We start from the raw sequence: 25,948 nt of genomic DNA on the forward strand, positions 1-25,948 counted from the left end.
ATGGGGTAGCCAGTGCTTCTGAAAACCTTCGGCTGGTCGTTCGCGGTCACCGCGCTCGGCCTGGTCGCGGCGGCGTTCTACGGGGGGTGGACCGCCTTCGGCATCGTGGCGATCCTGGCCATCCTCGAGATCTCGCTGTCCTTCGACAACGCGGTGGTCAACGCCGGAATCCTGAAGAAGATGAACGCCTTCTGGCAGAAGATCTTCCTGACGGTCGGCGTCCTCATCGCGGTCTTCGGCATGCGGCTGGTCTTCCCCGTCGTCATCGTCGCGATCAGCGCCAAGATGGGCCCGATCGAAGCCGTCGACCTCGCGCTCAACAACAAGGACCGCTACCAGGAGCTGGTCACCGACGCCCACCCGGCGATCGCCGCCTTCGGTGGCATGTTCCTGCTGATGATCTTCCTCGACTTCATCTTCGAGGACCGGGACATCCAGTGGCTGCGCTGGATCGAGCGGCCGCTGGCCAAGCTCGGCAAGGTCGACATGCTGTCGGTCTGCATCGCCCTGGTCGTCCTGCTGATCACGTCCTTCACCTTCGCCACCCACGCCCACCAGCACGGCGGCGCCCATGTGGACAAGGCCCAGACGGTCCTCATCGCCGGTATCGCCGGTCTGATCACCTACATGATCGTCGGCGGTCTGTCCGGCTACTTCGAGGACAAGCTGGAGGAAGAGGAGGAGCGCGAGCACGAGCAGGAGGAAGAGGCCGCCCGCAGCGGCAAGGAGAAGCCCGCGATCGTCCTGGCCGGCCAGGCCGCGTTCTTCATGTTCCTCTACCTGGAGGTCCTGGACGCGTCCTTCTCCTTCGACGGTGTGATCGGCGCCTTCGCCGTCACCAACGACATCGTCCTGATGGCCCTCGGCCTCGGCATCGGCGCGATGTACGTCCGGTCGCTCACCGTGTACCTGGTCCGCCAGGGCACCCTCGACGACTACGTCTACCTGGAGCACGGCGCCCACTACGCCATCGGCGCCCTGGCCGTGATCCTCATGGTCACCATCCAGTACGAGATCCACGAGGTCATCACCGGCCTGGTCGGTGTCGTCCTGATCGCCTGGTCCTTCTTCTCCTCCGTCCGCCGCAACCGGGCCCTGGCCGCGGCCGGCGAGGGCACCGGCGAGAAGGCCGAGGTCTCCTCCGGGGTGTGACACCCCGGTCGGTGAGGAACGCTCTGAGCGGGGCGGCCGACGCGGTCGGCCGCCCCCTCGGCGTCACAACGGGTACCTGGGGGCGGGAATGGGTTTCTTCGACGGGCTGCTGGGCGGGCGCGCCGCCGACTTCGACTCGGGCAACGCGTCGACCAACGCGATCGAACTGACCAGGCGGCACCCGGCGGTGTCCCTCACCAAGCAGGACGCGGCCACCGGCCACCTGCGCGTCAACCTCACCTGGCGGATGCGGACCTCCGACTTCGACGGGACCAGGGGCACCAGCCTGTTCCGGCACCCGTTCAAGGCGCTGAAGCCGCCGGAGGTCCTCGGTCACGGGCAGAGCATGGTCAACGTCGACCTCGACCTCGGCTGCCTGTACGAGCTGTCCGACGGCACCAAGGGGGTCGTCCAGCCGCTCGGCGGCTACCTGGGCGACGTCAACGCACCGCCGTACATCAAACTCAGCGGCGACGACCGGTTCGGCTCGGGTTCCGGCGAGACGATGTACGTCAATCTCGACCACCGCGACGCCCTCAAACGTCTGCTGGTCTTCGTCTACATCTACGATCAGACCCCCGCCTTCGACCGTACGCACGCGATCGTCACCCTCTACCCGAGCAACGGCCCCCGTATCGAGATAGGCCTGGACGAACGCCACCCCCAGGCCCGCTCCTGCGCCGTGGTCATGATCGAGAACATCAAGGGCGAACTGATGGTCCGCCGCGAGGTGAAGTTCGTCTACGGCTTCCAGGGCGAACTGGACCGCCTGTACGGCTGGGGCCTCCAGTGGGGCAGGGGCTACAAGGCGAAGGTGGACAGGTGAGCGTCGGTAAGGGGCGCGGGGAACCGCGCGACAAGCCACCCCGCACCCGCAGTCGCCGTACCAGCCGGTAGTCCCGAGCTGCCAGGCGCACCTACCGCCCGACGAACTGCGGCCCCTGAGGCGGCAGCCGGAAGTACGGGTCCCCCGCCGTGGCCGCCGGCGCAGGCATCGGCTGTGGGTATCCGTACGCGGGCGGCTGCTGCGGCACAGCCGCCGTCGGCTGCTCGGGAGGCAGCGGCTGGGACGGCGCCGGCTCGGCCGGAGCGTCCGCCGTCTCCGACTCGTCCACCGAGATGCCGAAGTCCGTGGCGAGCCCCTTGAGCCCGTTCGAGTAGCCCTCGCCCAGCGCCCGGAACTTCCAGCCCTCCCCGCGCCGGTACAGCTCACCGCAGATCAGCGCCGTCTCCGCGCCGGTCTCCGGCTTGATGTCGAACCAGGCCAGCGGCTCCCCGTCGGCGACCGCCGCGTCGTACAGCAGGATGCACAGCGCCGGCACCTGGTCGAAGGGGAGCCCGTCCGCGGAGGCGACCAGCAGGATCCGGCCGACGCTCGGCTCGACACCGGCGAGGTCTGTCTGGATCGTGTCGGTCAGACCCTCGGTGATCCGCTTCTTGCCCAGCCGCCACACCTTCCCGGAGGGGTGCCGGGGCTGGTTGTAGAAGACGAAGTCCTCGTCGGAGCGCACACGGCCGTCGGGGCCCAGCAGCAGCGCCGACGCGTCCACGTCCGGGACCTCCTGCCCGGGCGTCCAGCGCAGCACGGCGCGCACCGTGGTGGCCTCGAGCGGGACGTTCGACCCCTTCAGCATCGCGTGCGTCATGCGGTCATCCTGCCCTCTCGGTCCTGGTCACGACAATGCGGGGGGTTGGCACCGTCACGGGCGGGTTACCGGAAATTCATGCCCGCTGGGAACCCCGGACATGGATCCCTACGTACTATTACCGGCCACCCTTTACCGAACCCAGAGGCTCGGCTCGCGCTCCGAGGGAGTTCTATGCGTCATTTCGGGCACATCGCCCCCGAGGTGCGGCAGCGCCTCTTCCATCAGGAGCCGTGCGTGTTCACCGCCGACTCCCCGGCCCGGCTGCTCTCCGCGGCCCTGGGCGCCACGCTGTACAGCCCGGCCACCCGGCCGCGGCTCGCCGAGGACATCGTCAAACAGGCGGGCAACGGCGTGGTCTCGATGGTGCTGTGCCTGGAGGACTCGATCGCCGACGCGGAGGTCGGGGCGGCCGAGGCCAACCTCGTCCGGCAGTTCGCCGACCTCGACGCGCGTCCGGGGGCGGAGCCGCCTCTGCTTTTCATCCGGGTGCGCACCCCCGAACAGATCCCGGACCTGGTCCGCCGCCTCGGCCCGTCCGTGCGCCTGCTGTCCGGATTCGTGCTGCCGAAGTTCACCGAGGAACGCGGCATGCCCTTCCTGGAGGCGCTGCACGCCGCCGAGACGGCCAGCGGGCGCCGGCTCTTCGCCATGCCGGTCCTGGAGTCCCCCGAGCTGCTCTACCGCGAGTCCCGCGTGGAGACCCTGGAGGGCGTCTTCCGCGCGGTCGACAAGTACCGCGACCGGGTGCTGGCGCTCCGCCTCGGCGTGACGGACTTCTGCTCCTCCTACGGCCTGCGCCGCGCCCCCGACATGACGGCGTACGACGTCCAGATCGTCGCCTCCGTGATCGCCGACGTCGTGAACGTGCTGGGCCGCGCCGACGGCACCGGCTTCACCGTCACCGGCCCGGTCTGGGAGTACTTCCGGGTCCCCGAACGTATGTTCAAGCCGCAGCTCCGGCAGAGCCCGTTCCTGGAGGTGCAGGCCGTGGAGCTGCGCGAGAAGCTCATCGAACACGCCATGGACGGACTGCTCCGGGAGATCTCCCTCGACCAGGCCAACGGCCTGCTCGGCAAGACCTGCATCCACCCCTCCCACGTCCTGCCCGTGCACGCACTCTCCGTGGTCAGCCACGAGGAGTTCAGCGACGCCCAGGACATCCTGCGGCCGGAACGCGGCGGTGGGGGTGTACTCCGGTCGGCCTACACGAACAAGATGAACGAAGTGAAACCGCACCGCGCCTGGGCCGAGCGGACCCTGCTGCGCGCCGAGGTCTTCGGCGTCGCCAACGAGGACGTCGGCTTCGTGGAACTGCTCGCCGCCGGCATACCCGGCTGAACCTTTGTCCCTCTCTCCAAGGAACGCATGAAGAACGCAGTGAACGACGGGGTCTGGTCCGGCAGCTGGGTCGCCGAGCGGCTCGGGGTCGGACTCGTGGGCGACGACGGGCTGCCGGCCCTGCTGGGTCTCGCGCTGCGCCGCAACCCGAAGCGAGCCCACCTGCTGGTCTCGAACGTCCTCGGCAAGCACGTCCCGCAGTCGCCGTCGGTGGTGTACGACCACGGATTCCGGCTGGGCCGCGAGGTCGCTGCGCTGCTTGGTGCGGAGGCGGGCGCCGCCGTCGTCCTCGGTTATGCGGAGACCGCGACGGGGCTGGGGCATGCGGTGGCCGACGGGCTCGGTTCGGCGCCGTATCTGCACTCCACGCGGCGGCCGGTGGCCGGGGTGGCGCGGGCGGGCGGCTTCGAGGAGGCGCACTCCCATGCCACCTCGCATCTCCTGCTGCCGGAAGACCCTGGTCTGCTGGCCGGGGACGGGCCGCTGGTGTTGGCGGACGACGAGTTCTCCACCGGTAACACCGTGCTGAACACCATCCGTGACCTGCACGAACGGTACCCGCGGCGGCGGTATGTGGTGGTGGCTCTGGTCGACATGCGCTCGGCTGAGGACACGGCTCGCCTCCGGGCGTTCGCGGAGGAGATCGGGGCGCGGGTGGATGTGATCGCCACGGCGTCCGGGGCAGTTCGGCTGCCGGACGGAGTGCTGGAGAAGGGGCAGGAACTGGTCGCGGAATGTGAGTCCGCCGGGTGCGGGTCCGTTGTGGCCGGTCGCGCCCACGCGGCGGAGCCGCATGATGTCCCGCCCGGCGCCCCTGGAGGGGCGCACCGGCCGAGGCCAGTCACCAAGCTCGACCTGCACTGGCCCTCGGGTCTTCCTGATGGCGGCCGGCACGGTTTCACCCCTGCCCACCGAGCCCGGCTGGAAGCGGCACTGCCCGCCATGGCCGCCCGCATACAAGACGCCCTGCCCGCCGGTGCCCGGCGTGTCCTCGTGCTCGGCTTCGAGGAGCTGATGTACGCCCCGCTGCGGCTCGCCCGCGAGCTGGAGGGGATCACGGACGCCGAGGTGCGGTTCTCCACCACCACGCGCTCGCCCGTCCTCGCGCTGGACGACCCCGGTTACGCGATCCGTACCCGCCTGGTCTTCCCGGCCCACGACGACCCGGCCGACGGTCCCGGCGAGCGGTACGCCTACAACGTCGCGGGCGGCGGCTTCGACACCGTCGTCGCCGTGGTCGACTCGGTCGCCGACACCCCCGCCCTGCACGCGCCCGACGGCCTGCTGGCCCGGCTCGCGGCGCACGTCCCGCACGTCCTGCTCGCGGTTGTCCCGTCGTACGTCCCGCACGCTCCCGAAAGGCCGGCCATGCTGCCCGAGCCCCTCCGCGGCCCCGCATTCTCCTCGTACGCGCCGGAGGAGGTCGGCTGGCTGCTCCAGGACCTCTCCGACGTCACGCTGGAGGCGCCGACCGAGGAGCGGGAGGAGGCCATCCAGAGGGGCGGCGCGCACTACGCCGAGTCGCTGCCGGTGGAGTACCAGCCCAGCGAGCAGTACCAGGAGCTGTTCCACACGGCCCTGGACGCGTCAGCCACCCGGCTGGCTCGGGCGGTCGGCGTCGTCACCGACACGGTGATCAGCGAGCGGTCGCCCCGCCCGGTGCTGGTCTCCCTCGCCCGCGCGGGCACCCCGGTCGGCATCCTCATGCGCCGCTGGGCACAGTTCCGGCACGGTCTCGACCTCCCGCACTACGCGGTGTCGATCGTGCGCGGCCGGGGTATCGACGCCAACGCGCTGCGCTGGCTGGCCGCCCACCACGACCCCCGGGACGTCGTCTTCGTCGACGGCTGGACCGGCAAGGGCGCGATCACCCGCGAACTGGCCGAGGCCATCGAGGAGTTCGAGGAGCGGGACGGGGTCACCGGCTTCGACCCGGAGATCGCCGTCCTCGCCGACCCCGGCTCCTGTGTGCGCACCTACGGCACCCGGGAGGACTTCCTCATCCCGTCCGCCTGCCTCAACTCGACCGTGTCCGGTCTGATCTCCCGTACGGTGCTGCGCGCCGACCTGGTCGGGCCGCACGACTTCCACGGCGCCAAGTTCTACCGCGAGCTCGCCGGCGCCGATGTCTCCGTGGCCTTCCTGGACGCCGTCTCGGCCCGCTTCCCGGAGGTCGCCGACGCCGTCGACGGCGCGGTCAAGGAACTGCTGGCCGAGGACCGCACCCCCACCTGGGCGGGCTGGCGGGCCGTGGAGCGGATCAGCGAGGAGTACGGCATCCACGACGTCAACCTCGTCAAGCCGGGCGTCGGCGAGACCACCCGGGTGCTGCTGCGCCGGGTGCCGTGGAAGATCCTCGCGCGGGCCGGGGCCGGTGCCGACCTGGACCATGTGCGGCTCCTCGCCGAGCAGCGCGGGGTGCCGGTCGAGGAGGTCGGCGAGCTGCCGTACACCTGTGTCGGGCTGATCCACCCCCGGTACACGCGCGGGGCCACGGGTGCCGACGGCAAGGCGGTGAACGTCTGATGCCGGTGCTGGTGGCGAGCGACCTCGACCGTACGCTGATCTACTCCTCGGCGGCCCTCGCGCTGACCATGCCGGACGCGCGGGCGCCCCGGCTGCTGTGCGTGGAGGTGCACGAGGCCAAGCCGCTCTCCTACATGACGGAGACCGCGGCCCAGCTGCTGACCGACCTCGGGGACACGGCCGTCTTCGTGCCGACGACGACCCGGACGCGCAAGCAGTACCAGCGCATCAACCTGCCCGGCCCGCCGCCGAAGTACGCGATCTGCGCCAACGGCGGCCATCTGCTGGTGGACGGGGTCACGGACGCCGACTGGCACGCGAGCGTGCTGACGCGGCTCGCCGACGAGTGCGCGCCGCTGGCGGAGGTCCAAGAGCACCTGCTGCGCTCCGCCGACCCGGTCTGGGTGCGTAAGCACCGGGTCGCCGAGGACCTGTTCGCCTACCTCGTGGTCGAGCGCGAGCTGCTGCCCGCGGAGTGGGTGAAGGAGCTGGCGGTGTGGGCGGAGAACCGCGGCTGGACGGTGTCCCTGCAAGGCCGCAAGATCTACGCCGTGCCCAAGCCGCTCACCAAGAGCGCGGCCGTCCGCGAGCTGGCCCGCCGCACCGGCGCGGAGCTGACGCTGGCCGCGGGGGACTCTCTGCTCGACGCCGACCTGCTGCTGGCCGCCGACCGAGGCTGGCGCCCCGGCCACGGCGAACTGGCCGACACCGGCTGGAGCGCGCCGGAGATCGGCGCGCTGCCGGAGCGGGGGGTCCTGGCGGGCGAGCGGATCCTGCGGGAGTTCCTGAGAACGGTACGACGGCCGACCTGAGGGGCGCGGGGCTGTGCTCGATATGCGGCTTCGCCGCGGGGCGCGAGGAACCACAACGGACCCGCACCCGCCGGAGGCACGGCGCGGCACCCCCGTAGGCGACTATCCGCAGCACCCGCCCCCGCAGCACCCGCCCCCACCGGCCCCCGGCGCGGGCGCGGGTGTGTTCGACGACACGCCGCCCACAGCCACGGTCGACAGCAACTTCACGGTGTCGTCGTGGCCCGCGGGGCAGCTCGCGGGGGCGGCGGACTGAGCCATCGGTCGGGAGAGTTCGAACGTGTCGCCGCAGGTCCGGCAGCGGTACTCATAGCGAGGCATGCGCCCAGGTTAGCCGTCAAGGCCCCACCGGGGACGTCTCAATGTTTCATGAGTGTTGCTTTCTATCCGGCATATGTGCAGGGCTTTCACAAACGTTACTGATAATTTGTGAACGCCGTTGCGAGGATGCTCAGCTCACCCGCGCGAGCAAGACCTAGTGCGGAGGGAGACGCAGGGTGACCAATGCGTCGCAGGGGGAGGACGGCCCCATGGGGGGTGGCCGTGGCGAGAAGCCGGCGAACGCCGACGAGACCCTGCATCTGAGAGTCGACGCCCTCAGGGCGGACGAGACCATGCAGCTGCGCGTCCCGGAGCCGCCGCAGCCGCCCGCTCCGGGCGGCGGCCGGGCCGAGCGCCGGCGCACCGCGCGCACCGCCGAACGGGAACGCACCGCGAACCCGGGCGCGGTCGTGAGCGCGGTCGTGAGCGCGGCGGGCCGCCTGTTCGCCCCGCTGGCCCCGTACGCCCGCCGTGCGGCCCCCTATGCGCGCCGCCTGAAGCCGGTCTACCCGCGCCCCGGCCGCACCGGCTGGCGCCGCTGGATACCCTCCTGGCGCCAGTGGCTCGGCGCCACCCTGACCTCGATCGGTCTGCTCGGCGCGTTCCTCGTCACCGCCTATGCGATGACGGACATACCGGACAACCTCAACTCGTACGCCACGCAGCAGGACAACGTCTACTTCTGGTCCGACGGCACGCCCATGGCCCGCACGGGCTGGGTGCAGCGGCAGGCGATGCCCCTCGACGACATACCCGAGGACGTCCGCTGGGCGGTGCTGGCGGCGGAGAACGAGAGCTTCTACTCGGACCCGGGCATTTCCGCAAAAGGCATCACCCGGGCGGTGTTCCGCACGCTGGGCCAGGGGGACACCGAGGGTGGATCGACCATTACCCAGCAGTACGTGAAGAACGTTTATCTGACGCAGAACCAGACGATCAGCCGTAAATTCACCGAGGCGATGATCGCCCTCAAGCTCGACAACAAGATGAGCAAGGACCAGATCCTCGAGGGCTATCTCAACACCAGCTGGTTCGGCCGCGGCAGCTACGGCATCCAGCGCGCGGCCCAGGCCTACTACGGCAAGGACGTCGGCAAGCTCAACGCCTCCGAGGCGGCCATGCTGGCCTCGCTGCTCAAGGGCGCCGGCCTCTACGACCCCACCCTCAGCGCGGCCAACCACGCGCGGGCGGTCGAGCGCTGGTCCTGGATCCTGGACCGCATGGTCAAGATCGGCAAGCTGTCGCCGCAGGAACGGGCCACGTACACCGAGTTCCCCGAGCCGCTGAAGAGCAATCCGCTGTACAACACCGGTGCACAGAGCGACTACCTGGTGGAGCTGGCCTCGCAGTACGCCAAGAAGGCCGGACACCTGACGGACAAGCAGTTCGACCTGGGCGGCTACCAGATCTACACGACCTTCGACCGCAAGCGGGAGCGGGCCCTCACGGACGCCGTCACCAAGGCCCGCAAGCAGGCCAGGAAGGACGATCCGGCGGTGGCGAAGAACGGCCACTACGGCGCCGCCTCGGTGGCCGCGGACGGCCGGATCCTCGCCGTCTACGGCGGCCCGGACCACCGTAAGCAGGGCTACAACGAGTCCAACGCGACCACCGTCCCGGCCGGCACCGCGTTCACGCCGTTCGTCTACGCCGCCGGACTCGAACACGGTGTGCGCAAAACGCGCGGCGGACCCGCAACCCCGGTCACCCCGGACAGCGTCTACGACGGTGACGACGGCGTGCCCGTCACCACCCCGGAGGGGCCGTACTGGGACCGCAGCGGCAAGAAGGTCGCCGCGCACAACGACGGCGGTGCCTCGTACGGGCAGATCACCCTGCGGGAGGCGATGGCGAAGTCGGCGAACACCCCGTTCATGCAGCTCGGCATGGACGCCGGCCTGGACAAGGTGCGCCAGACCGCCGTGGCGTCCGGACTGCTGTCCTCCAGCATGGGTCCCCAGGTGCCCGCCCTGTCGCTGGGCAACTCCACGCCCAGCGCGATCCGGATGGCCAGCGGCTATGCCACCTTCGCGGCCGGCGGCAAGCACACCGAGCCGTACTCGATCCGCCGTATCACCCGCAACGGCCACCCGGTCGCCCTGGGCACCCCGCACCCGAAGCGCGCGGTCGGTGCGCAGGTGGCCGAGGAGGTCACGGAGGCGCTCACCGACTCCTTCCGCACCGCCCACCCCGACGCGGCGGCCGGCCGGGCCGGGGTGTCCGGGAAGGCCGGCACCACGGAGAAGGACACCGCCGCCTGGTACGTCGGCACGGCCGACTCCGTGTCCACCGCGGTCGTCGTCTACCGCATCGATCTGGCGAGGTCCCTGGAGCCCCTGCCGCTCAAGGGCCTGGCCGGTACGTCCGCCCACAGCGTCCCGTATGCCCTCTGGTCGGCCGCGACGGGCCTCGGCTGAGCCGTGACCCGTCCACCCTCCCCTCCGCAGAATGAGCCGCGCATGCCCCGCAAGATGTCGTCGACAGGCCGCCGCCGAGCCCCCCGCCGCAGTGCGCCCCGCGCCACCCGGCCGCAGGTTCTGACGCTGGCCGCCCTCCTCGTCGTGGCCTCACTGGTGGCCGGGTTCCTGGCGCTGTCCGGCACGGACAGCAACAGCACGCCGGCCGCCGCCGCCGGCAAGAAGCCCAAGGCCGGGGCGCCGAAGGCCAGCCCGACTCCGGAATGGGACGGCAAGACCAAGGTTCTCGGCGACGGGTCCACCTCCTACACCGGGCCGCAGAAGGGGCAGTTGGCGCCGAAGCCGCTCAAGCCGGGCGAGAAGCCGCCCCAGTTCGTGGTCTTCTCCTGGGACGGCGCGCTGGAGGGCAGCGACCACCTGTTCTCGCACTACCGGGAGCTGGCCAAGCAGTACGACGCCCACATGACGTTCTTCCTCACCGGCATCTACCTGCTGCCGAAGAGCAAGAAGGCCCTCTACCACGGCCCCATGCACTCCGCGGGCGACGCCGCCATCGACTACGCCACCGACGACCACATCCGCACCACGCTGGAGCAGCTGAGCAAGGCGTACCAGGACGGCAACGAGATAGGCACCCACTTCAACGGCCACTTCTGCGGCGCCAAGGGCGGCGGCGACTGGAGCGTGCAGGAGTGGAAGAGCGAGATCGACCAGTTCTACTCGTTCGTGGAGCGCTGGAAGACCAACACCGGCTGGAAGGACGCTCCCGCGCTGCCCTTCGACTTCAAGAAGGAGGTCACCGGCGGCCGGGCGCCCTGCCTGGAGGGCCAGGAGAACCTCCTGAAGGCCATCAAGAGCTACGGCTGGCGCTACGACGCCAGCTCCCCGGGCGACTTCCAGATCTGGCCCGGCAAGAAGAACGGCATCTGGGACTTCCCGCTCCAGCTGCTGCCGTACACCGACAACGTGCAGGCGCTGTCGATGGACTTCAACTTCCTCTACAACCAGTCCGACGGCGAGGTCCAGGGCGACCCGGCGAAGTACCCCGAGTGGGAGCAGATGACCGTCGACTCCTACATGAAGGGCTTCAACCGGGTCTACTACGGCAGCCGGGCGCCGCTGTTCATCGGCAACCACTTCGAGGACTGGAACGGCGGCATCTACATGAAGGCCGTCGACCAGCTGGTGAAGAACGTCTGCACCAAGAAGGGCGTCAAGTGCGTGTCCTTCAAGGAGCTGACCGACTGGCTCGACGTACAGAAGCCGCAGACCCTGGCCGCCCTGCGCGGCCTCGACCCGGCCCAGTCGCCGGACTGGTCGGCCGTCGTCAAGTGACAAGTACGCTCTGGGGATTCCACTTGTGCAACCCCCTTCACAACCGCCACACCCGCCGTGGCAAGATGCCCCTCGCCCGGTAGGTGTACCGGCGTAGAGGGGAACATCATTGAAATCAAGAAGACTGAGCCGTAGGCGGCGCCGCACGGCCATAGTCACCGCCGCGGCCGCCTCGGTGGTCGCCGGCGTGGCCCTGGTGCCCAACTGGAGCGCAGGCGCGGCCGTGACCGACGACCCGACGGTGGACGCGGCCACCAAGGCGACCTTCCAGCGGCTGGCCGATGCGGTCTTCACCGACCGCACGCAGGCACTCGTGGAGGGCGCCGGAAAGCAGGAGACCCGGCACACGTCCGGCTTCTCCGGATCGGTGCGCCTGTCCGGCGGACAGACCCAGCAGCAGAGGTCCGCGCTGGACGAGTTGCGCGACCGGCGCAGCCGGCTGGCCCGGCTGGGCGAGACGTACCGGGCGGGCAGCACCAAGGTCACGCTCGACGCCACCCAGGTGAAGGGCCGGCACGCCAAGGTCGCCGTCACCGAGACCACGACGCTGAGCTACGACAAGGCCACCGCCAAGAGCCCGAAGTCGACCGGTTTCCAGGCGCACCACGAGCTGACCTTCACGGCGGACCGGCACGGCACCTGGCAGCTGACCGGCATCAAGGACACCGACCAGGGCTACCTCGCGGTGAACCAGGTCGCCAAGCCCACCGTCGCCAAGGTGAAGACCACCGCCGAGGACGACGGCCCGCCGTCGGCGGCCCGCGCGGCCACCTCCTGGCCCGCACCGGCCAACGCGAAGAACTTCTCCGCGACCGGCTACGACTACAAGGCCATGGTGGCCTACGCGCAGAAGTACTGGAACAACTACAACCCGGCCTACCCGGACTTCAACGGGCAGGGGGCCGGCGGCGACTGCACCAACTTCGTCAGCCAGGCCCTGAAGGCGGGCGGCTGGAAGCACGTACCCGGCTACACGTACGACTTCCACAAGTGGTTCGGCAACTCCGAGATCCAGTCGGACTCGTTCATCGGTGTCAACGAGTTCTCCTGGTTCGCCCTGTCCTCGAAGCGGGCCACCAGCCTGGCCAACGTCTACCAGATGGACCTCGGTGACGTGCTCCAGATGGACTTCAACCGGGACGGGTCCAAGGACCACTCGATGATCGTCACCTACCGGGACCGCCGGGGCGTGCCGTACGTGAGCTACCACTCGACCAACACCTACAACAGGTCGGTGGCCAGCCTCGTCGCCTCGTACCCGACCGCGGCGTTCTACGCCTACAGGACCTGACCCCTGCCCGGCTGCGTGCCCGGCCGCCCCGGTTCCTCCCGCTTCTCCTGGAGCATCCGCTGCTCCTGAGGGGAGGACTCGGGGTGGCGGGCCCGCCAGTACGGGTTGTCGTGCGGCAGGGCGTGCCCGACCCGGCCGTACATGCCGAACGTCATCAGCAGCAGACCCACGATGAAGCTGAAGAAGACGTTCTGGATCTTGAAGGCCAGGAAGTTGCTGCCGGTGTCCAGCAGGCCGAGGAACAGGAAGCCGTTCAGCAGGAACAGCACGCCGAGGACCATGTTCAGGGTCGACGCGAAGTTCCCCCCGATCACCATTCCGACCAGCAGCAACGCGCCGATGCCGATCGACAGCACGCTGAGTGCGCCGTTGGTGTTCAGCCCGGCGACCGTGTCACCGCCGGTGTTGAAGAAGCCGATCTGGTCGATCAGGCCCAGAATGCCGAAGATGACCAGGAAGGCGCCGATCAGGCCCGCACCGATCCGGTAGACCAGGTTGAGCCGGTGGTCGACGGGCAGATGATCGTCCAGCAGCATCCGCCGGCGCTCCCGGTCGTCCTTCGCGTGCACGTGTGTGGCCATGTTCCGCCTCCCTCGGGCGCTAGCGGAGGCCATCCGTCCACTTCAATATCCGCCTGCCCCGCACCTCCGGCAACACACGCCTCAGTGCCCGGCGCCGCGCTCCTCGCGGATCTGCGCCACCACACGCGTCACCGCCTGCCGCACCCCTTCGGTCTCGGTCAGGAAGTGCCAGTAGTCCGGATGCCGGCCCTCCAGCGTGCCGATCGCCCGTTCCAGCCGGGCCACCGCGTCGTCCAGCGGCCGGGCGTGCCGCGGATCGGGGGTGGTACGGCCCGTCATGGCCAGCCGCTGGGCGTCCCGGATCGCGAACCGGGTCCGCTCGATCTCGGCCTGCGGATCCTTCTGTACGGCGTTCAGCCGGGCAAGGCGGTCCCCGGCTGCGGAAACGGCCTCGTCCGTGGCGTTCAGCAGGGCCCGTGCGGTCGACAGCAGCGAGGTGGCGTCCGGCCAGCGCCGGGCGTCCCGGGCCGTCTGCGCCTCCCGGAGCTTCAGCTCGGCCTGCCGTACGTTCTCCGCGGCCTGCCCGGGCACCTGCTGAAGGTCCTGCCAGCAGGCGGCGGCGAACCGGCGGCGCAGCTCGCTCAGCACCGGCTCCACCTGCCCGGCCCGCGTGGTCAGCGCCTGCGCCCTGGTCCGCAGCGACACCAGCCGGTGATCGATCTCGGCGGCCTTCTCCGGCAGCCGCTCGGCCTCGGCCCGGATCGCCCCGGCCTCCCGCTGCACCCGTTCGGCCCGCTCCAGCGTCGGCTGCACCCCGTGCTGCCCGGCGCCCTGGTTCAGCTTGGTCAGCTCCGGCGAGAGGGCCGCCAGCCGCGCGGCGAGATCATCGCCCCCGAGGCCCTTCTCGCGGACGGCGTCCAGCGCGTTGCTCGCGGCCAGCAGCGACTGCCGGGCCCGCTCCACGGCGGGCGCCAGCCGCGCCAGCCGGGTCTCCGCCGTGCCCAGCAGCGAGGCGAGCGAGTCACCGAACCGGTCCAGCTCCTGCCGGACCCCGAGCAGCTCGTCCTTGGCCGCGGTCAGCTCGGCACGTGCCCGGGAGGCCGTGCCGGCCTCCAGGTCGTCCCGGTCCAGATCGTGGGCGTCGACGGCCTGGATGTAGCGCCGGCTGGCCTCGTCGATCCGGCGCCCGAGCGCCTCGAAGTCCAAGACGGCGCGCCGGGCGGCGGGGGAGTCGTCCACCGCCGTGATGGTCTCGATCGAGATGCGCAGATCCCGCTGGGCGGTGTCGAGTTCGTAGAACGCGGTCGCGGCGGCGTCCTTGGCGGCCTGCGCCTCGGCCCGCTGGCTCTCCGCCCGCCCGCCGAACCAGCGCCGGGTGCCTCCGCCGGCGAACGCGGCGGCCAGTACGGGCCCGGCCAGCATGGGCAGGCTCAGCAGGGTGAGGGTGTCGCGCAGGGCCGAGCGCCCGCGCCGGAGCCTCGGGGCGGACGGCGGGTACGGCTGGGTCGCTGGCGTGCCCGGTGTCGCCGTCACATCCCTCTCCCGTGCTGTGGTTCGCCCTGGGTGGTGTCATTCTCCCACCCGTGCAAGACGAACACACGGGCCGGTCAGTTCGCGGTACGCGCGGTGTTTTTCCCCTCCGTGGAGCCCGCTGGGAGAACCCCCTGTCTCCGGTTTGCAGCGCAGCCCACCGGGCAATGTAGGCTGTCGACCTGTCCCGGGTGCGTAGCTCAGGGGTAGAGCGCCTGCCTTACAAGCAGGATGTCGGCGGTTCGAAACCGTCCGCGCCCACAGGTCCGGCCCCTCGGAGGAGTCTCCGAGGGGCCGTTCTCGTGCGCTTACTCCTGCTCCGCCTCCTCGTGGGCGTGCTTCAGCCTGGTGCGGGCGTCCACGCGGTCGGCCGCCGCCATCTCGGACCAGAAGCGGTGTGTGCTGACGAAGACCGCGAGTTCGTGTTCGCGGCGCCGCAGCTTCTCCACCTCGGCCTGCTCGTCCTCCGTCCAGCCGGGGGACGCGGGCCGCTCCACCTTGCGCCAGCCGTTGTCGTCGCTGAAGCCGTCCATCGGCTCGACCGACCAGGGCAGCCGCTTGAGCAGGGCCGACAGCTCGGCCCGGACCTGATGCAACTCCTCCTGACCGGCGAGGAGGTCACTGGGAAATTCATAGGTCGTACCCACGCGGCAATGCTACGCCTGTTCGATTTTGTGAGGCGAGGCCGGCCGTGGGGTTCGGGCCGGGTTCAGTCGAACGAGTGGCCGGGCGTCAGTGCCCGGCGGCCCGCACCTCCGCCACCAGCCGCGCCGTCACCGGCACCGGTACCCCGTGCCGCTCGGCTGCCCGCAGCACGGCCCCGCCGATGGCGTCGAGTTCGAGCGGGCGGCCCGCCTCGGCGTCGCGCTGCATGGACGACTTGGCTGCGGGCGGGAAGGCGTCGTACCGGGCGAGGGCCTGCGCCGGGTCGGCGGGGGCGCCGCAGGCGCGGCTGACGGCGGCGGTCTCGGCGACCAGCGCCCGGAGTTCGTCCCGGTGGCGGCTGCGGGCCGTGCCGAGCGGGACGCCGTACCGCGTGGTGAGCAGGGCGAACGGGGCGAGGAAGGCCATCTTGGCCCACAGGGCCGCCGTCTCGTCCCCGGCCACGCGGGCGGTCGTGCCGGCGGCGGTGAGGGTCGCGGCCAGCGCGTCGAGCCGGGCGCGGGGTACGGCGTCCCCGGCCAGGTCGATCTCGGTGAACGGGCTGCCGTGTTCGATCACGCCCGGCGCGACACGGGTGGACTCCACCCGGATCACGGCCGGGGCGACCCGGTCGGGGCGGTAGCGGGCGCGCAGGGCGGCGGGGTGTTCGACGCCGTTCAGCAGCGGTACGACCAGGGCGTCGCCGAGGGCGGCCGGCGGGACCCGGGTGAGGGCGGAGTCGAGCGCGGTCTGCTTGACGGTGATCAGGCAGGCGTCCACCGGCTCGCGCAGCTCGGTGTCCGCCTCGACGGGGGTGGTGAAGTCGCCGAACTGCGGGCTGCGGACCGTGATGCCGGTACGGCGCAGGGTGCCGGCCGTGGCCTCCCCGGCCAGGCACAGTACGCGGTGCCCGGCGCGGGACAGGAGGGCGGCGAGCAGGCCGCCGGTGCCGCCGGGGCCGAGGACGGCCACGGTGAGCGGGTTGGTCATGAAGTTGTCCTTTCGACGGTCGGCCCCGGAGGTCGGTGGCCGCCTTCGTGGTGATCATGGCAGGGGGGCGGAGGGGTGCGCCAGACTTGTCTCATGTGCCGGAGCATCAAGACCCTGCGCCCGCCCGCACTGCCCGGTGAGGCCACGGACGACGACATTCGCGCAGCCGCGTTGCAGTACGTACGCAAGATCTCGGGCTTCCGCGCCCCCGCCGCCCACAACCGCGAGGTCTTCGACCGAGCGGTGGCCGCGGTGGCGGAGGCCACGGCGGAACTGCTCGGGGGTCTGGAGGTGCGGGGTCGGTCCGCGAGAGGCCCGGGACAGCGCACCTGAGGGTCAACCCCGGCCACTGGCAGGGCCGTTGAGTACCCGTTTCGCACCGGGATCCGGTCGGCGGTTTATCTGACCGACCGTCAAACAATACTGAAAGCAAGGAGATTGACGTTCGGTGTGTCCGCGAGGGGGTGCGCCGGATGGCCGCGACACGGGCATGGCCGGACGGAGGCGCTGCCCATGCGGTCGGATGTTGAACTTGCAAGCATTGATTAGGTTCGCCTAACCTGGTGCTCCCTTCGGTACCGCCGCCCCCACGACCGGCCCGCTCAGTCCCCGGCCGGCCCGACCGACACCGAACAGGAGCGATCCCTCATGTCGGCACGTCTCAATTCCGCTCAGCCCTACGTCCTCGGGCTCTTCCGCATCGTCATCGGCCTGCTCTTCGCGGTGCACGGCGCAGCCTCCCTCTTCGGCGTCCTCGGCGGCGCCGTGGGCACCAACGGCGGCACGATCGAGGCCGGCACCTGGCCCGGCTGGTACGCGGCGGTGATCCAGCTGGTCGCCGGTGGTCTGGTGCTGCTCGGCCTCGGCACCCGCGGGGCCGCGCTGATCGCCTCCGGCTCGATGGCGTACGCCTACTTCGACGTCCACCAGCAGGCCGCGCTGTGGCCCATCCAGAACGGCGGCGAGCTGTCGGCGCTGTTCTGCTGGGCGTTCTTCCTGCTGGTCTTCACCGGCTCCGGCGCCTTCGGCCTGGACCGGCTCTTCGCCCGGCGCGGGTCGGCGGACGGCGAGCCCGCCTCGGAGCAGACGCCCGTCGCGGCCTGACCCGCACGCGACGCGCCACCCTGTGAACATTCGGTAATCGCCCCACGAGCCCCCCGCGAAACTCCCGTCACACCCTCCGCGTACGCTGTATGGCTGTTCAACGGGGGAGTGACGGGAGTCGTCGTGTTCGAGAGCGTGGGGTCGCTGGCGGCCGGACCATGGATCTATGCCGTGGTGGCCCTGTCGGTGCTGCTCGATGTGTTCCTGCCGGTGCTGCCGAGCGGCGTGCTCGTCATCACGGCCGCCACGGCGGCGGCGGCGGGTACGGGCGCGGCGGCGGGCCGGGTCCCGGGCGAGGTGCCGGACATCCTGGCCCTGATCGTGTCCGCGGCCACCGCCTCGGTCCTCGGCGACATGGTGGCCTACCGGCTGGCCTGGCGCGGCGGGGCGCGGCTGGACCGGGCGATAGCCCGCTCCCGGCGGCTGACCACCGCGCAGGAACGTCTCGGCGAGGCGCTCGCGCGGGGCGGCGGCGCGCTGGTCGTGCTCGCCCGCTTCGCCCCCGCCGGCCGCTCGGTCGTCTCCTTCTGCGCCGGCGCCGCCCATCGCCGCGTCCGCGAGTTCCTGCCCTGGTCGGCCCTGGCCGGCCTGTCCTGGGCCGCCTGGAGCGTCGCCCTCGGCTACTACGGCGCCCAGTGGCTGGGCGCGACCTGGCTCGCCACGGGCGTCTCGGTGGCCGCACTCTTCGGAGCGGGCGCGGCGGCGGGCTTCCTGGTGCGCCGACGTCCGGCTTCCTGAACCGGACCCGCAGTCGCCGTACGGCCTCAGGCGCTACGGCGACTGCGCGCGTCTCAACAGCCGGCCAGGTAGTTCGTCAGCGCGCTCTTCTCGGCGGAGTCCACCGAGAGGTTGTAGTAGTACTTCACCTGCACCCAGGCGCGCACGTACGTGCACAGGTACGCGGTCCGGGAGGGCACCCAGGTGGCCGGGTCCTGGTCGCCCTTGGCCTGGTTGACGTTGTCGGTGACGGCGATCAGCTGCGGCCGGGTCAGGTCGTTGGCGAACGCCTGCCGCTGCGCGGTGGTCCACTTGCTCGCCCCGGAGTCCCAGGCCTCGGCCAGCGGGACGAGGTGGTCGATGTCGAGGTCGGCGGCGGCGGTCCAGGTGGCGCCGTCGTACGGGGAGTACCAGCTGCCGCTGGTGGCGGCGCAGGAGGAGTCGGTGACGACGTTCGTGCCGTCCCGCTTGAGGACCGTCTCGCGGGTGTTGCACGTGCCGCTGACGGTGATCCAGTGGGGGAACAGGTCGCGGCTGTAGCCGGTGCGGTTCTCGGTGGCCACGGTGAGCTGGGAGAGGTACGTGCGGGCGGTCGAGGCGCTGACCGGCGTGGGGAGCGCGGCGGAGGCGCTCGGGGAGTTGAACAGGGCGACGGAGGCTATCAGGCCGGTGAGCGTCGCGAGTATGCTCGCCCGTCGACGCGCGTAGAACTTCGGCATGTGTGAACTCCCTTGTGGGGTCGGGGTGTTGGTGCGTGAGCGAGGGAATGCTCGCGGCGTGGTGTTGCCGGGGGGTGAGCGCTCGGTAAGAAGCTAGTGACGTGTACATGTCACGACAAGGTTCACTGCGGAACCTTCACATCCCGTACGATGGGTGGCGCAGAAGGGGAGTAGCTCTTCGCCGGACCGTCGACATACTGCTCAGCGAGCCTGAGCCGGCGCCCGGAGGCGATCCCGTACGGGACCGCCAGCGAGACCTTCGGCAAGCAGTACACGCCCGTGCCCCCCGGTGCGGGCGCCACGTGTGCTGCCGTGCCGAGGTGTCATCGCGTGACGTACCGCACTCTCGGCGGGGCAGCCCCGACCGATTGAGGAACCTTGCTCAGCATCACCGTGACGGCGCTCGTCTTCGGCGTCGTCTTCCTCGCCGAACTGCCGGACAAGACCGCGCTCGCCGGCCTCGTCCTCGGCACCCGCTACCGCGCCTCGTACGTCTTCGCGGGCGTCGCCGCCGCCTTCCTGCTGCACGTCGTGCTCGCCGTCGCGGCCGGCAGCGTGCTGACCCTGCTGCCGCAGCAGATCGTGCACGCCCTCACCGGCGTCCTCTTCCTCGGCGGTGCCGCGATGCTGCTGCTGAAGGGCGGGGCCGATGGCGACGAGGAGATCAAGAAGCCCGCCGACCAGTCCTTCTGGAAGGTCGCGGGTGCGGGCTTCATGCTCATTCTGGTCGCAGAGTTCGGCGATCTCACCCAGATCATGACCGCCAACCTCGCCGCCCGCTACGACGCCCCGGTCTCCGTCGGTCTCGGCGCCGTGCTGGCTCTGTGGGCCGTCGCCGGACTCGGCATCGTCGGCGGAAAGGCCCTGATGAAGCGGGTCCCGCTGCGGCTGATCACGCAGATCGCGGCGCTGCTGATGCTGGCGCTCGGTGTGTGGAGCCTGTGGGAAGCGGTGCGGGGCTGAGCCGAACGGCGGATGAATGCTCGCCGGAAGTGGTGGCGGGAGCACCGTAATGTTTTGTACCGTGGAGGAACAAAGTGGCTCCCGCCCGTTTTCCCTGACCGGCGGGCGGGGCCGCCTTGTCATCCCGACCTCGGGGTCTTTCGCCAATTGGAGCTGCCGATGCCGGCCACCGCCACGCCCACCGTCCTCACCGCCCGTGCCCTCCTGCTCGACATGGACGGCACCCTCGTCAACTCGGACGCCGTGGTCGAGCGCATCTGGCGGCGCTGGGCCGGGCGGCACGGGCTGGACGGCGACGAGGTGATGAAGGTGGTGCACGGCCGGCAGGGCCACGCCTCCATGGCCGTACTCCTCCCCGACCGGCCGGTCGAGCAGAACCTCGCCGACAACGCCCGCATGCTCGCCGAGGAGACCGCCGACACCGACGGCGTGGTCGAGATACCCGGCGCGAGCGCCTTCCTCGCCGCGCTGCGCGGGCTCCCGCACGCCCTGGTGACCTCCGCCGACGTCGCCCTGTCCACCGCCCGCATGAACGCCGCCGGGCTGCCCCTGCCCGAGGTCCGCATCACCGCCGAGTCGGTCGGCGCGAGCAAGCCCGACCCCGAGGGCTTCCTCAAGGGCGCCGCCGAACTGGGCATCGACCCGGCCGACTGTGTCGTCTTCGAGGACTCCGGCGCGGGGATCGCGGCGGGGCGCGCCGCGGGGATGCGGGTCGTGGGGGTGGGGCCGCGCGCCCGCGCCCATGGGCCCGACGTCGTCGTACCGGACCTCACGCATGTGCAGGTCGAGGCGCCGGCCGACGGGACGGTTCGGTTGCGCATCGGCTAGGTGCTGTCGCCAGGGCCCGGCGCGGCGAGCGTGCATGCCGCCGCGGGGCAGGCGGAAGTCCGGCGACAGGGCCCAGGGGGCGGGGCGCTCCGCCGGGGTGCCGGGTGCGGGTGCGTGGTGGTCGATCGCGCAGTTCCCCGCGCCCCTCGGGCGGGTACGCGGTTCCGGCGTCTTCACGGTTCCGTCGTCTCCGCCTCCAGGCTTTTTCGCGTTGCCGGGCCGTATGTGCCCAGGTCGTCGCCCGTGATGCCCCGGGCCAGCTGGTAATTGCGTACGGCGTCCTCCACGGGGCGGGTGAAGGTGCCGTTGATCCGGTCGCCGTAGAGGTTCAACTGGCGTAGCCGCAGCTGGAGTTCGGTGACCTCCGGGCCGGTGTCGCCGCTCCGCAGCACCGGCGCCGTGGCGGGCGTGGCGTGTGGGCTGCCGGACTCCGTCCCGGACGGCGTGGGGGAGGCGGTGCCGGAGGCGCTGCCGGAGGGTGTGGGGCTCGGCGACGGCGACGCGCTGCCGGCGGACGGGCTCGGGTCCGCCGATGCGGAGGGGGAGGGGACCGGCGAGCGGGGCGTGACCGGCGGTGCCGGTGCCGCCGGTGAGGCGGGTGCCCGGGTGGTCGCGTCCGGAATGCGCTCCCTGACCTCCTGCGCCGCCCGGTCCCGGGCCGGCCCCTGGTAGGAGAGCACCGCGAAGCCGCCCACCGCGAGAACAGCCGCCCCGAGGCCGCCGACGGCCACCAGCACGACACGGCGAGACCGCCGGGGCCGGGGCTCGCCGGTCCCGGCCCCGGTCCCCGCCCCAGCCCCGGCCCCGGTCCCGGTCCCCGCCCCAGTCCCGGCCTCGGCTCCGCCCGGCAGCCGCATCATGGATTCCGCGTCAGCCGGACCAGCCGGGTCGGGGCGGCCTGCCGGATCCACCGGGCCTGCCGCACCCACCAGGCCTGCCACACCCCCCGGGTCCGGCGACCCTCCCGCTTGCGGCGCCGGTGTCGGGAGCCGCGGCTCCATCGCCTCGCCTCCCGGCGCCGCGGGCCGGTGTCGCTCCGGGCCGGTGTTCGCGGGCGGTGCCTCCACGTACGGCCGTATGCGTATGGGATCGAAGTCCTCCGCCGCTGCCGCCTCGGCCGTGCGCGTCTCGTGCAGTGCCTCGGCGGCCCGCTCGGTGCAGTCGCACGACGGCGTGTTGTCCGGCCCCCTCGGTGCCCCGCACTCCGGGCACGTGGTCCCCTGCCTCCCCGTCACGTCAGTCCCCTCCCCTCGGGAACTCCCGAGATTATGCGGATCTCCCCCGCTTCCGCAGGACTCGACAGGCCATAAGCGGTGACTACGACCACGATGGAAGAGGTCCACCGAGCCCCTGGAGGTTTCCATGGCCCTGGAGACACACGGCACGGCGAAGGACGTGGGCGGCGGGGAACACGTTCCGGGCAGCGTGCTGGTCCCGATCGGCGCCCTGCTGCTCGGACTGCTGCTGGCCGCGCTCGACCAGACCATCGTGTCGACCGCGCTGCCGACGATCGTCAGCGACCTCGGCGGCCTCGAACACCTCTCCTGGGTCGTCACCGCCTATCTGCTGGCCTCGACCGCCGCCACCCCGCTGTGGGGCAAGCTCGGCGACCAGTACGGGCGCAAGCGGCTGTTCCAGACCGCCATCGTGATCTTCCTGATCGGCTCGGCGCTGTGCGGCATGGCGCAGGACATGCCCCAGCTGATCGCCTTCCGGGCGGTGCAGGGCCTGGGCGGCGGCGGGCTGATGGTGCTGTCCATGGCGATCGTCGGGGACATCGTGCCGCCGCGCGAACGCGGACGCTACCAGGGCCTGTTCGGGGCCGTGTTCGGCGCCACCAGCGTGCTCGGCCCGCTGCTCGGCGGGCTGTTCACCGAGCATCTGAGCTGGCGCTGGGTGTTCTACGTGAACCTGCCCGTCGGCGTGGTCGCGCTCGCCGTGATCGCCGCCGCCCTGCACATCCCGCGCCGCACCGCCCGGCACGTCATCGACTACCTGGGGACGTTCCTGATCGCCGCCGTCGCCACCTGCCTGGTGCTGGTCGCCTCGCTCGGCGGCACCACCTGGGCGTGGGACTCGGCCCAGCTCATCGGGCTCGCCGTACTGGGCGTGCTGCTCGCCCTCGCCTTCGTCGCCGTCGAGCGCCGGGCCGCCGAACCGGTCCTGCCGCTCAAGCTGTTCGGTATCCGCACCTTCACCCTGGCCGCCGTCATCAGCTTCATCGTCGGCTTCGCCATGTTCGGCGCGCTGACCTATCTGCCGACCTTCCTCCAGGTCGTGCACGGCGTCTCCCCGACCCTGTCCGGCGTGCACATGCTGCCGATGGTGTTCGGCCTGCTGCTGTCCTCCACGGTCTCCGGGCAGATCGTCAGCCGCACCGGCCGCTGGAAGGTGTTCCCCATCGTGGGCACCGGTGTGACCGCCCTCGGGCTGCTCCTGCTGCACCGGCTGGACGAGCAGAGCCCGACCGCCGAGATGAGCGTCTACTTCTTCGTCTTCGGCCTGGGCCTCGGCCTGGTCATGCAGGTCCTCGTCCTCATCGTGCAGAACGCCGTCTCCTACGAGGACCTCGGCGTCGCCACCTCCGGCGCCACCTTCTTCCGCTCCATCGGCGCGGCCTTCGGCGTGGCCATCTTCGGCACGGTCTTCGCGAGCGGACTCGGCGACAAACTCACCGACGCCTTCCGGGGCGTACGCCTGCCGCCCGGCATCACCGCCGACGCGCTGAAGGCCGACCCGCGGGGCATCGCCATGCTGCCGCCCGCGCTGCGCCCGGCGGCCCTGCACGCGTTCGCGAGCTCCATCACGGACGTCTTCCTGTACGCCGCGCCCGTCGCCCTGCTCGGCTTCCTGCTGGCCTGGTTCCTGAAGGAGGACCGGCTGCGCGGCTCGGTCACCGCGCCGGACGTCTCCGAGACCATCCCGCCCAACCCGGTCGAGCGCTCCTCCTACGACGAGGTGTGCCGCGCCCTGTCCGTGCTCGGTACCCGCGAGGGCCGCCGGGAGATCTACCGGAAGATCACCGAACGGGCCGGGTACGACCTGCTGCCCGCCGCCAGCTGGCTGCTGGTGCGCATCCGCCGCTACGGCTCCGTCGAACCGGCGGTGCTGGCCGAGCGCAGCCCCGTCCCGCTCCAGGCGGTGATGGCCGCGGCCCGCCAGGTCGAGGAACGCCGGCTCGCCGAGCGCCGGGGCCTGGACCTCGTCCTGACCGACACCGGCCGTGAGGTCGCCGACCGGCTCGCCACGGCCCGCGAGGAGTCCCTGGGCGAACTGCTCGGCGACTGGTGGCAGCCCGGCTGCTCGGCCGACCTCACCCAGCTGGTCCACGAACTCACCGGCGACCTGTGCGGCGCCGAACGCGAACGCCCGCACAACGGCGGCAGGGTCGCCAGGGTCAGCTGACGACCTCCGACGGACCGTGATCAGGAGCCGGGACGGACCCCAGCTCCTTGCGGAACCAGTGTTCGGCGTACGGGTCGGTGTTGTGCGGGCGGGTCTCGGTGTACCCGAGGCGTGCGTACAGGGCGCGGGCCTCGACCAGGTCGCTGCGGGTGTCCAGGACGATCCGGCGGGCGCCCAGCAGACGGGCGGCCAGCTCGGCGGCGGCCACGAGGTGCGCGGCCCCGTTCAGGCCGCGCAGCTCCGGCAGCACGAACACCCGGGTCAGCTCGGCGGTGTCCGGATCCAGCAGCCGTACGCCCGCCGACCCGGCCGGGGTGCCGTCGTACCGCCCGACGAGCAACTGCCCGCCGGGCGGGGCGAGGTCGGACCCGGTGCGGGCCGCGATCTCCCGCTCCAGCTCCGCCGGATCGGTGCGGTGCCCCTCGTGCAGCAGGTACCAGCGGTCGCTGACCTCCGTGTAGTACGCCCGCCACAGTGCGGCGGCCACCGGGGAGTCGTACGGCTCCGGAGCGATCGTCCATGTCATGCCGGCCATTGTCGGGAGCCGCCCTGCACCCTCCGCAACCGGATTACGTGCTCGACCGGGAGGTGCCGGCGGAGCCGTTTGTGCGCCGGGTTCCGGGTCACCCGGAGGGAGAACCGGCCAGTGGGGCCGGTCCGATCGGAAGGCAACCATGTCCACAGGGCTGATCATTCTGCTGATCGTGATCGCGGCGATCGTGGTCGTCGGTGCGGCCGCCCTGCTCCTGCGGAGCCGCGGACGGCACGGCGGGTCCGGCCTGAAGCGGCGCTTCGGGCCCGAGTACGAGCGGGCCGTGGCCCTGCACGACGGGGACACCAAGGCCGCCGAGCGGGAGCTGGCCGAGCGCGTCGAACGCCACGGCGACCTGCGGGAACGGCCGCTGGACGGAACCGCGCGGCAGCAGTACGCGGAGCGCTGGACGGCCGTACAGGAACACTTCGTGGATGCTCCGCGTGAGGCCGTGGCCGAGGCCGACCGGCTGCTCGCGGAACTCGCCGCGGTGCGCGGCTACCCCGACGGCGGGCGGTACGAGGAGCAACTGGACGCGCTGTCCGTGCACCACGCCGACCACGTCGACGGCTACCGGCAGGTGCACCGGGTGGCCAGCTCGAATGCCGCTGCCGGCGGCGGAACCGAGGAACTGCGCTCGGCGCTGCTCGGCGCACGCGCCCTCTTCGACGACCTGACCAGCGCGGAGTCCGGCCGGCACCGGGCCTCCTCCGGCACGGCCCGCGCCACGGCCCCGGCCGGCAGCCGCTCCCATGCACCGTGGGCCCCGCACCGGAGCCGACCGAAGGAGAGCTGAGCGTCATGTCGGACAGCACACACGACCCAGGCCCCGACCAGTACCCCGAGGGGCGCTTCACACCTCGGACAGGGGACGAACGAAGGACGCCCGGCCAGCGCTGGGCGGCGGCACCCGAGGCGGCGACGGAGGACTGGGCCCCGGGCGACGCGCCCCCGGGCCGGCGCACGCGCCGCGAACCCCGCCCGCAGGAGCGGCTGCCCGGTGAGCCCGGAGCCGGTTCGGGCCGGTCGGCCGGGGAGTCGGGAACGAGAGGCGACGCCGGCCGGCCGGCCGGACCCGGGCGCGAGGGGCTCACCGGGGACGACCGGAGTCCGGAGGACGCGTCTCAGCCGCCGCCGGGGCCCGCCGGGATGCCCG

At 71.5% G+C, this 25,948-nt stretch carries 24 protein-coding genes and 1 tRNA gene; 16 read left to right on the forward strand and 9 right to left on the reverse strand.

What is annotated here, in order from left to right; genetic code table 11:
- The first annotated feature begins 12 nt into the window (after positions 1 to 12).
- The gene (locus tag ACZ7DL_RS11345; RefSeq protein ID WP_470773368.1) at positions 13 to 1,152 is read left to right on the forward strand and encodes a DUF475 domain-containing protein; all 1,140 of its coding nucleotides are present in this window, start codon (positions 13 to 15) and stop codon (positions 1,150 to 1,152) included.
- A gap of 88 nt (positions 1,153 to 1,240) precedes the next feature.
- Positions 1,241 to 1,978 (forward strand): TerD family protein, encoded by a 738-nt coding sequence (locus ACZ7DL_RS11350; RefSeq protein ID WP_470773369.1) that lies wholly within the window; start codon positions 1,241 to 1,243, stop codon positions 1,976 to 1,978.
- Between the two features lie 91 nt (positions 1,979 to 2,069).
- Here ACZ7DL_RS11350 and ACZ7DL_RS11355 read toward each other — a convergent pair whose 3' ends face one another.
- Positions 2,070 to 2,798 carry a TerD family protein gene (locus tag ACZ7DL_RS11355; protein WP_470773371.1) on the reverse strand — a complete coding sequence of 243 codons (729 nt, stop codon included), beginning with the start codon at positions 2,796 to 2,798 and terminating at the stop codon, positions 2,070 to 2,072.
- A 174-nt stretch (positions 2,799 to 2,972) separates the two neighbouring features.
- On the opposite strand from ACZ7DL_RS11355, the gene ACZ7DL_RS11360 reads away from it, so the two are divergent.
- From ACZ7DL_RS11360 to ACZ7DL_RS11370, 3 genes are read left to right on the forward strand one after another with little or no spacing between them, the layout of a single operon-like run.
- Positions 2,973 to 4,139 carry an HpcH/HpaI aldolase/citrate lyase family protein gene (locus ACZ7DL_RS11360; RefSeq protein WP_470773372.1) on the forward strand — a complete coding sequence of 389 codons (1,167 nt, stop codon included), beginning with the start codon at positions 2,973 to 2,975 and terminating at the stop codon, positions 4,137 to 4,139.
- Between the two features lie 27 nt (positions 4,140 to 4,166).
- Positions 4,167 to 6,665, forward strand: a complete 2,499-nt coding sequence (locus ACZ7DL_RS11365) for a phosphoribosyltransferase (RefSeq protein WP_470773373.1) — start codon at positions 4,167 to 4,169, stop codon at positions 6,663 to 6,665.
- Positions 6,665 to 7,477, forward strand: a complete 813-nt coding sequence (locus ACZ7DL_RS11370; protein ID WP_470773375.1) for an HAD family hydrolase — start codon at positions 6,665 to 6,667, stop codon at positions 7,475 to 7,477. Before ACZ7DL_RS11365 ends, ACZ7DL_RS11370 begins: the two co-directional genes overlap by 1 nt.
- 102 nt (positions 7,478 to 7,579) lie before the next feature.
- Here ACZ7DL_RS11370 and ACZ7DL_RS11375 read toward each other — a convergent pair whose 3' ends face one another.
- Complete coding sequence (locus ACZ7DL_RS11375; RefSeq protein ID WP_470773377.1) at positions 7,580 to 7,798, reverse strand: FmdB family zinc ribbon protein; 219 nt, start codon at positions 7,796 to 7,798, stop codon at positions 7,580 to 7,582.
- A gap of 209 nt (positions 7,799 to 8,007) precedes the next feature.
- On the opposite strand from ACZ7DL_RS11375, the gene ACZ7DL_RS11380 reads away from it, so the two are divergent.
- The 3 genes from ACZ7DL_RS11380 (at position 8,008) to ACZ7DL_RS11390 (ending at position 12,841) form a co-directional block, all read left to right on the forward strand.
- Positions 8,008 to 10,215, forward strand: coding sequence for a transglycosylase domain-containing protein (locus ACZ7DL_RS11380; RefSeq protein WP_470773379.1), 2,208 nt, complete (start codon positions 8,008 to 8,010; stop codon positions 10,213 to 10,215).
- 42 nt (positions 10,216 to 10,257) lie between these two features.
- On the forward strand, positions 10,258 to 11,550 hold the full coding sequence (locus ACZ7DL_RS11385) for a polysaccharide deacetylase family protein (RefSeq protein WP_470773381.1): 1,293 nt from the start codon (positions 10,258 to 10,260) through the stop codon (positions 11,548 to 11,550).
- 187 nt (positions 11,551 to 11,737) lie between these two features.
- Positions 11,738 to 12,841: an amidase domain-containing protein gene (locus ACZ7DL_RS11390; protein WP_470773591.1), complete on the forward strand. Its 1,104-nt coding sequence runs from the start codon at positions 11,738 to 11,740 to the stop codon at positions 12,839 to 12,841.
- Here the strand turns inward: ACZ7DL_RS11390 and ACZ7DL_RS11395 are convergent.
- Together ACZ7DL_RS11395 and ACZ7DL_RS11400 are read right to left on the reverse strand one after the other, a co-directional pair.
- Positions 12,829 to 13,422, reverse strand: coding sequence for a DUF4383 domain-containing protein (locus tag ACZ7DL_RS11395; RefSeq protein WP_470773382.1), 594 nt, complete (start codon positions 13,420 to 13,422; stop codon positions 12,829 to 12,831). The two genes, ACZ7DL_RS11390 and ACZ7DL_RS11395, sit on opposite strands and share 13 nt — an antisense overlap.
- An 81-nt stretch (positions 13,423 to 13,503) precedes the next feature.
- Positions 13,504 to 14,895 carry a hypothetical protein gene (locus ACZ7DL_RS11400; protein WP_470773383.1) on the reverse strand — a complete coding sequence of 464 codons (1,392 nt, stop codon included), beginning with the start codon at positions 14,893 to 14,895 and terminating at the stop codon, positions 13,504 to 13,506.
- Between the two features lie 186 nt (positions 14,896 to 15,081).
- Here ACZ7DL_RS11400 and ACZ7DL_RS11405 point away from each other — a divergent pair.
- Positions 15,082 to 15,153, forward strand: a tRNA-Val gene (locus ACZ7DL_RS11405).
- A gap of 47 nt (positions 15,154 to 15,200) precedes the next feature.
- On the opposite strand, the gene ACZ7DL_RS11410 is transcribed toward ACZ7DL_RS11405, so the two are convergent.
- On the reverse strand, positions 15,201 to 15,539 hold the full coding sequence (locus tag ACZ7DL_RS11410) for a hypothetical protein (RefSeq protein ID WP_470773385.1): 339 nt from the start codon (positions 15,537 to 15,539) through the stop codon (positions 15,201 to 15,203).
- A gap of 85 nt (positions 15,540 to 15,624) precedes the next feature.
- On the reverse strand, positions 15,625 to 16,524 hold the full coding sequence (locus ACZ7DL_RS11415; protein ID WP_470773387.1) for a ketopantoate reductase family protein: 900 nt from the start codon (positions 16,522 to 16,524) through the stop codon (positions 15,625 to 15,627).
- A 93-nt stretch (positions 16,525 to 16,617) separates the two neighbouring features.
- Between ACZ7DL_RS11415 and ACZ7DL_RS11420 the strand changes: the two genes are divergently transcribed.
- The 3 genes from ACZ7DL_RS11420 (at position 16,618) to ACZ7DL_RS11430 (ending at position 18,366) form a co-directional block, all read left to right on the forward strand.
- Positions 16,618 to 16,857 (forward strand): DUF2277 domain-containing protein, encoded by a 240-nt coding sequence (locus ACZ7DL_RS11420; RefSeq protein WP_470773389.1) that lies wholly within the window; start codon positions 16,618 to 16,620, stop codon positions 16,855 to 16,857.
- A 315-nt stretch (positions 16,858 to 17,172) separates the two neighbouring features.
- A complete protein-coding gene (locus ACZ7DL_RS11425; protein WP_470773391.1) occupies positions 17,173 to 17,628 on the forward strand; it encodes a DoxX family protein in 456 nt (151 codons plus the stop codon).
- 123 nt (positions 17,629 to 17,751) lie between these two features.
- Complete coding sequence (locus ACZ7DL_RS11430; RefSeq protein WP_470773392.1) at positions 17,752 to 18,366, forward strand: DedA family protein; 615 nt, start codon at positions 17,752 to 17,754, stop codon at positions 18,364 to 18,366.
- Positions 18,367 to 18,419: 53 nt separating this feature from the next.
- Here ACZ7DL_RS11430 and ACZ7DL_RS11435 read toward each other — a convergent pair whose 3' ends face one another.
- On the reverse strand, positions 18,420 to 19,064 hold the full coding sequence (locus tag ACZ7DL_RS11435) for an HNH endonuclease family protein (RefSeq protein ID WP_470773393.1): 645 nt from the start codon (positions 19,062 to 19,064) through the stop codon (positions 18,420 to 18,422).
- A 378-nt stretch (positions 19,065 to 19,442) separates the two neighbouring features.
- On the opposite strand from ACZ7DL_RS11435, the gene ACZ7DL_RS11440 reads away from it, so the two are divergent.
- Positions 19,443 to 20,027: a TMEM165/GDT1 family protein gene (locus ACZ7DL_RS11440; RefSeq protein ID WP_470773395.1), complete on the forward strand. Its 585-nt coding sequence runs from the start codon at positions 19,443 to 19,445 to the stop codon at positions 20,025 to 20,027.
- A 159-nt stretch (positions 20,028 to 20,186) separates the two neighbouring features.
- Positions 20,187 to 20,855 carry an HAD-IA family hydrolase gene (locus tag ACZ7DL_RS11445; RefSeq protein WP_470773397.1) on the forward strand — a complete coding sequence of 223 codons (669 nt, stop codon included), beginning with the start codon at positions 20,187 to 20,189 and terminating at the stop codon, positions 20,853 to 20,855.
- A gap of 173 nt (positions 20,856 to 21,028) precedes the next feature.
- Here the strand turns inward: ACZ7DL_RS11445 and ACZ7DL_RS11450 are convergent, their stop codons facing one another.
- Positions 21,029 to 21,592: a peptidoglycan-binding domain-containing protein gene (locus tag ACZ7DL_RS11450; RefSeq protein WP_470773398.1), complete on the reverse strand. Its 564-nt coding sequence runs from the start codon at positions 21,590 to 21,592 to the stop codon at positions 21,029 to 21,031.
- 625 nt (positions 21,593 to 22,217) lie between these two features.
- Here ACZ7DL_RS11450 and ACZ7DL_RS11455 point away from each other — a divergent pair.
- Positions 22,218 to 24,260: an MDR family MFS transporter gene (locus tag ACZ7DL_RS11455; protein WP_470773400.1), complete on the forward strand. Its 2,043-nt coding sequence runs from the start codon at positions 22,218 to 22,220 to the stop codon at positions 24,258 to 24,260.
- Here the strand turns inward: ACZ7DL_RS11455 and ACZ7DL_RS11460 are convergent.
- Positions 24,253 to 24,795, reverse strand: coding sequence for a GNAT family N-acetyltransferase (locus tag ACZ7DL_RS11460; RefSeq protein ID WP_470773402.1), 543 nt, complete (start codon positions 24,793 to 24,795; stop codon positions 24,253 to 24,255). The genes ACZ7DL_RS11455 and ACZ7DL_RS11460 overlap by 8 nt on opposite strands.
- A 139-nt stretch (positions 24,796 to 24,934) precedes the next feature.
- Between ACZ7DL_RS11460 and ACZ7DL_RS11465 the strand changes: the two genes are divergently transcribed.
- Positions 24,935 to 25,588: a hypothetical protein gene (locus tag ACZ7DL_RS11465; protein WP_470773404.1), complete on the forward strand. Its 654-nt coding sequence runs from the start codon at positions 24,935 to 24,937 to the stop codon at positions 25,586 to 25,588.
- The last annotated feature ends 360 nt before the right edge of the window (positions 25,589 to 25,948 follow it).

This window comes from Streptomyces sp. NPDC036984 (assembly GCF_055607665.1).

Bases quoted from the DNA above. Each gene is read 5' to 3' on its own strand.
- ACZ7DL_RS11365 (WP_470773373.1), top strand. From the start codon at position 4,167: ATGAAGAACGCAGTGAACGACGGGGTCTGGTCCGGCAGCTGGGTCGCC.
- ACZ7DL_RS11465 (WP_470773404.1), top strand. From the start codon at position 24,935: ATGTCCACAGGGCTGATCATTCTGCTGATCGTGATCGCGGCGATCGTG.
- ACZ7DL_RS11370 (WP_470773375.1), top strand. From the start codon at position 6,665: ATGCCGGTGCTGGTGGCGAGCGACCTCGACCGTACGCTGATCTACTCC.
- ACZ7DL_RS11395 (WP_470773382.1), bottom strand. From the start codon at position 13,422: ATGGCCACACACGTGCACGCGAAGGACGACCGGGAGCGCCGGCGGATG.
- ACZ7DL_RS11360 (WP_470773372.1), top strand. From the start codon at position 2,973: ATGCGTCATTTCGGGCACATCGCCCCCGAGGTGCGGCAGCGCCTCTTC.
- ACZ7DL_RS11415 (WP_470773387.1), bottom strand. From the start codon at position 16,524: ATGACCAACCCGCTCACCGTGGCCGTCCTCGGCCCCGGCGGCACCGGC.
- ACZ7DL_RS11435 (WP_470773393.1), bottom strand. From the start codon at position 19,064: ATGCCGAAGTTCTACGCGCGTCGACGGGCGAGCATACTCGCGACGCTC.
- ACZ7DL_RS11355 (WP_470773371.1), bottom strand. From the start codon at position 2,798: ATGACGCACGCGATGCTGAAGGGGTCGAACGTCCCGCTCGAGGCCACC.
- ACZ7DL_RS11420 (WP_470773389.1), top strand. From the start codon at position 16,618: ATGTGCCGGAGCATCAAGACCCTGCGCCCGCCCGCACTGCCCGGTGAG.
- ACZ7DL_RS11350 (WP_470773369.1), top strand. From the start codon at position 1,241: ATGGGTTTCTTCGACGGGCTGCTGGGCGGGCGCGCCGCCGACTTCGAC.
- ACZ7DL_RS11375 (WP_470773377.1), bottom strand. From the start codon at position 7,798: ATGCCTCGCTATGAGTACCGCTGCCGGACCTGCGGCGACACGTTCGAA.
- ACZ7DL_RS11385 (WP_470773381.1), top strand. From the start codon at position 10,258: ATGCCCCGCAAGATGTCGTCGACAGGCCGCCGCCGAGCCCCCCGCCGC.
- ACZ7DL_RS11460 (WP_470773402.1), bottom strand. From the start codon at position 24,795: ATGGCCGGCATGACATGGACGATCGCTCCGGAGCCGTACGACTCCCCG.
- ACZ7DL_RS11455 (WP_470773400.1), top strand. From the start codon at position 22,218: ATGGCCCTGGAGACACACGGCACGGCGAAGGACGTGGGCGGCGGGGAA.
- ACZ7DL_RS11445 (WP_470773397.1), top strand. From the start codon at position 20,187: ATGCCGGCCACCGCCACGCCCACCGTCCTCACCGCCCGTGCCCTCCTG.
- ACZ7DL_RS11380 (WP_470773379.1), top strand. From the start codon at position 8,008: ATGGGGGGTGGCCGTGGCGAGAAGCCGGCGAACGCCGACGAGACCCTG.
- ACZ7DL_RS11425 (WP_470773391.1), top strand. From the start codon at position 17,173: ATGTCGGCACGTCTCAATTCCGCTCAGCCCTACGTCCTCGGGCTCTTC.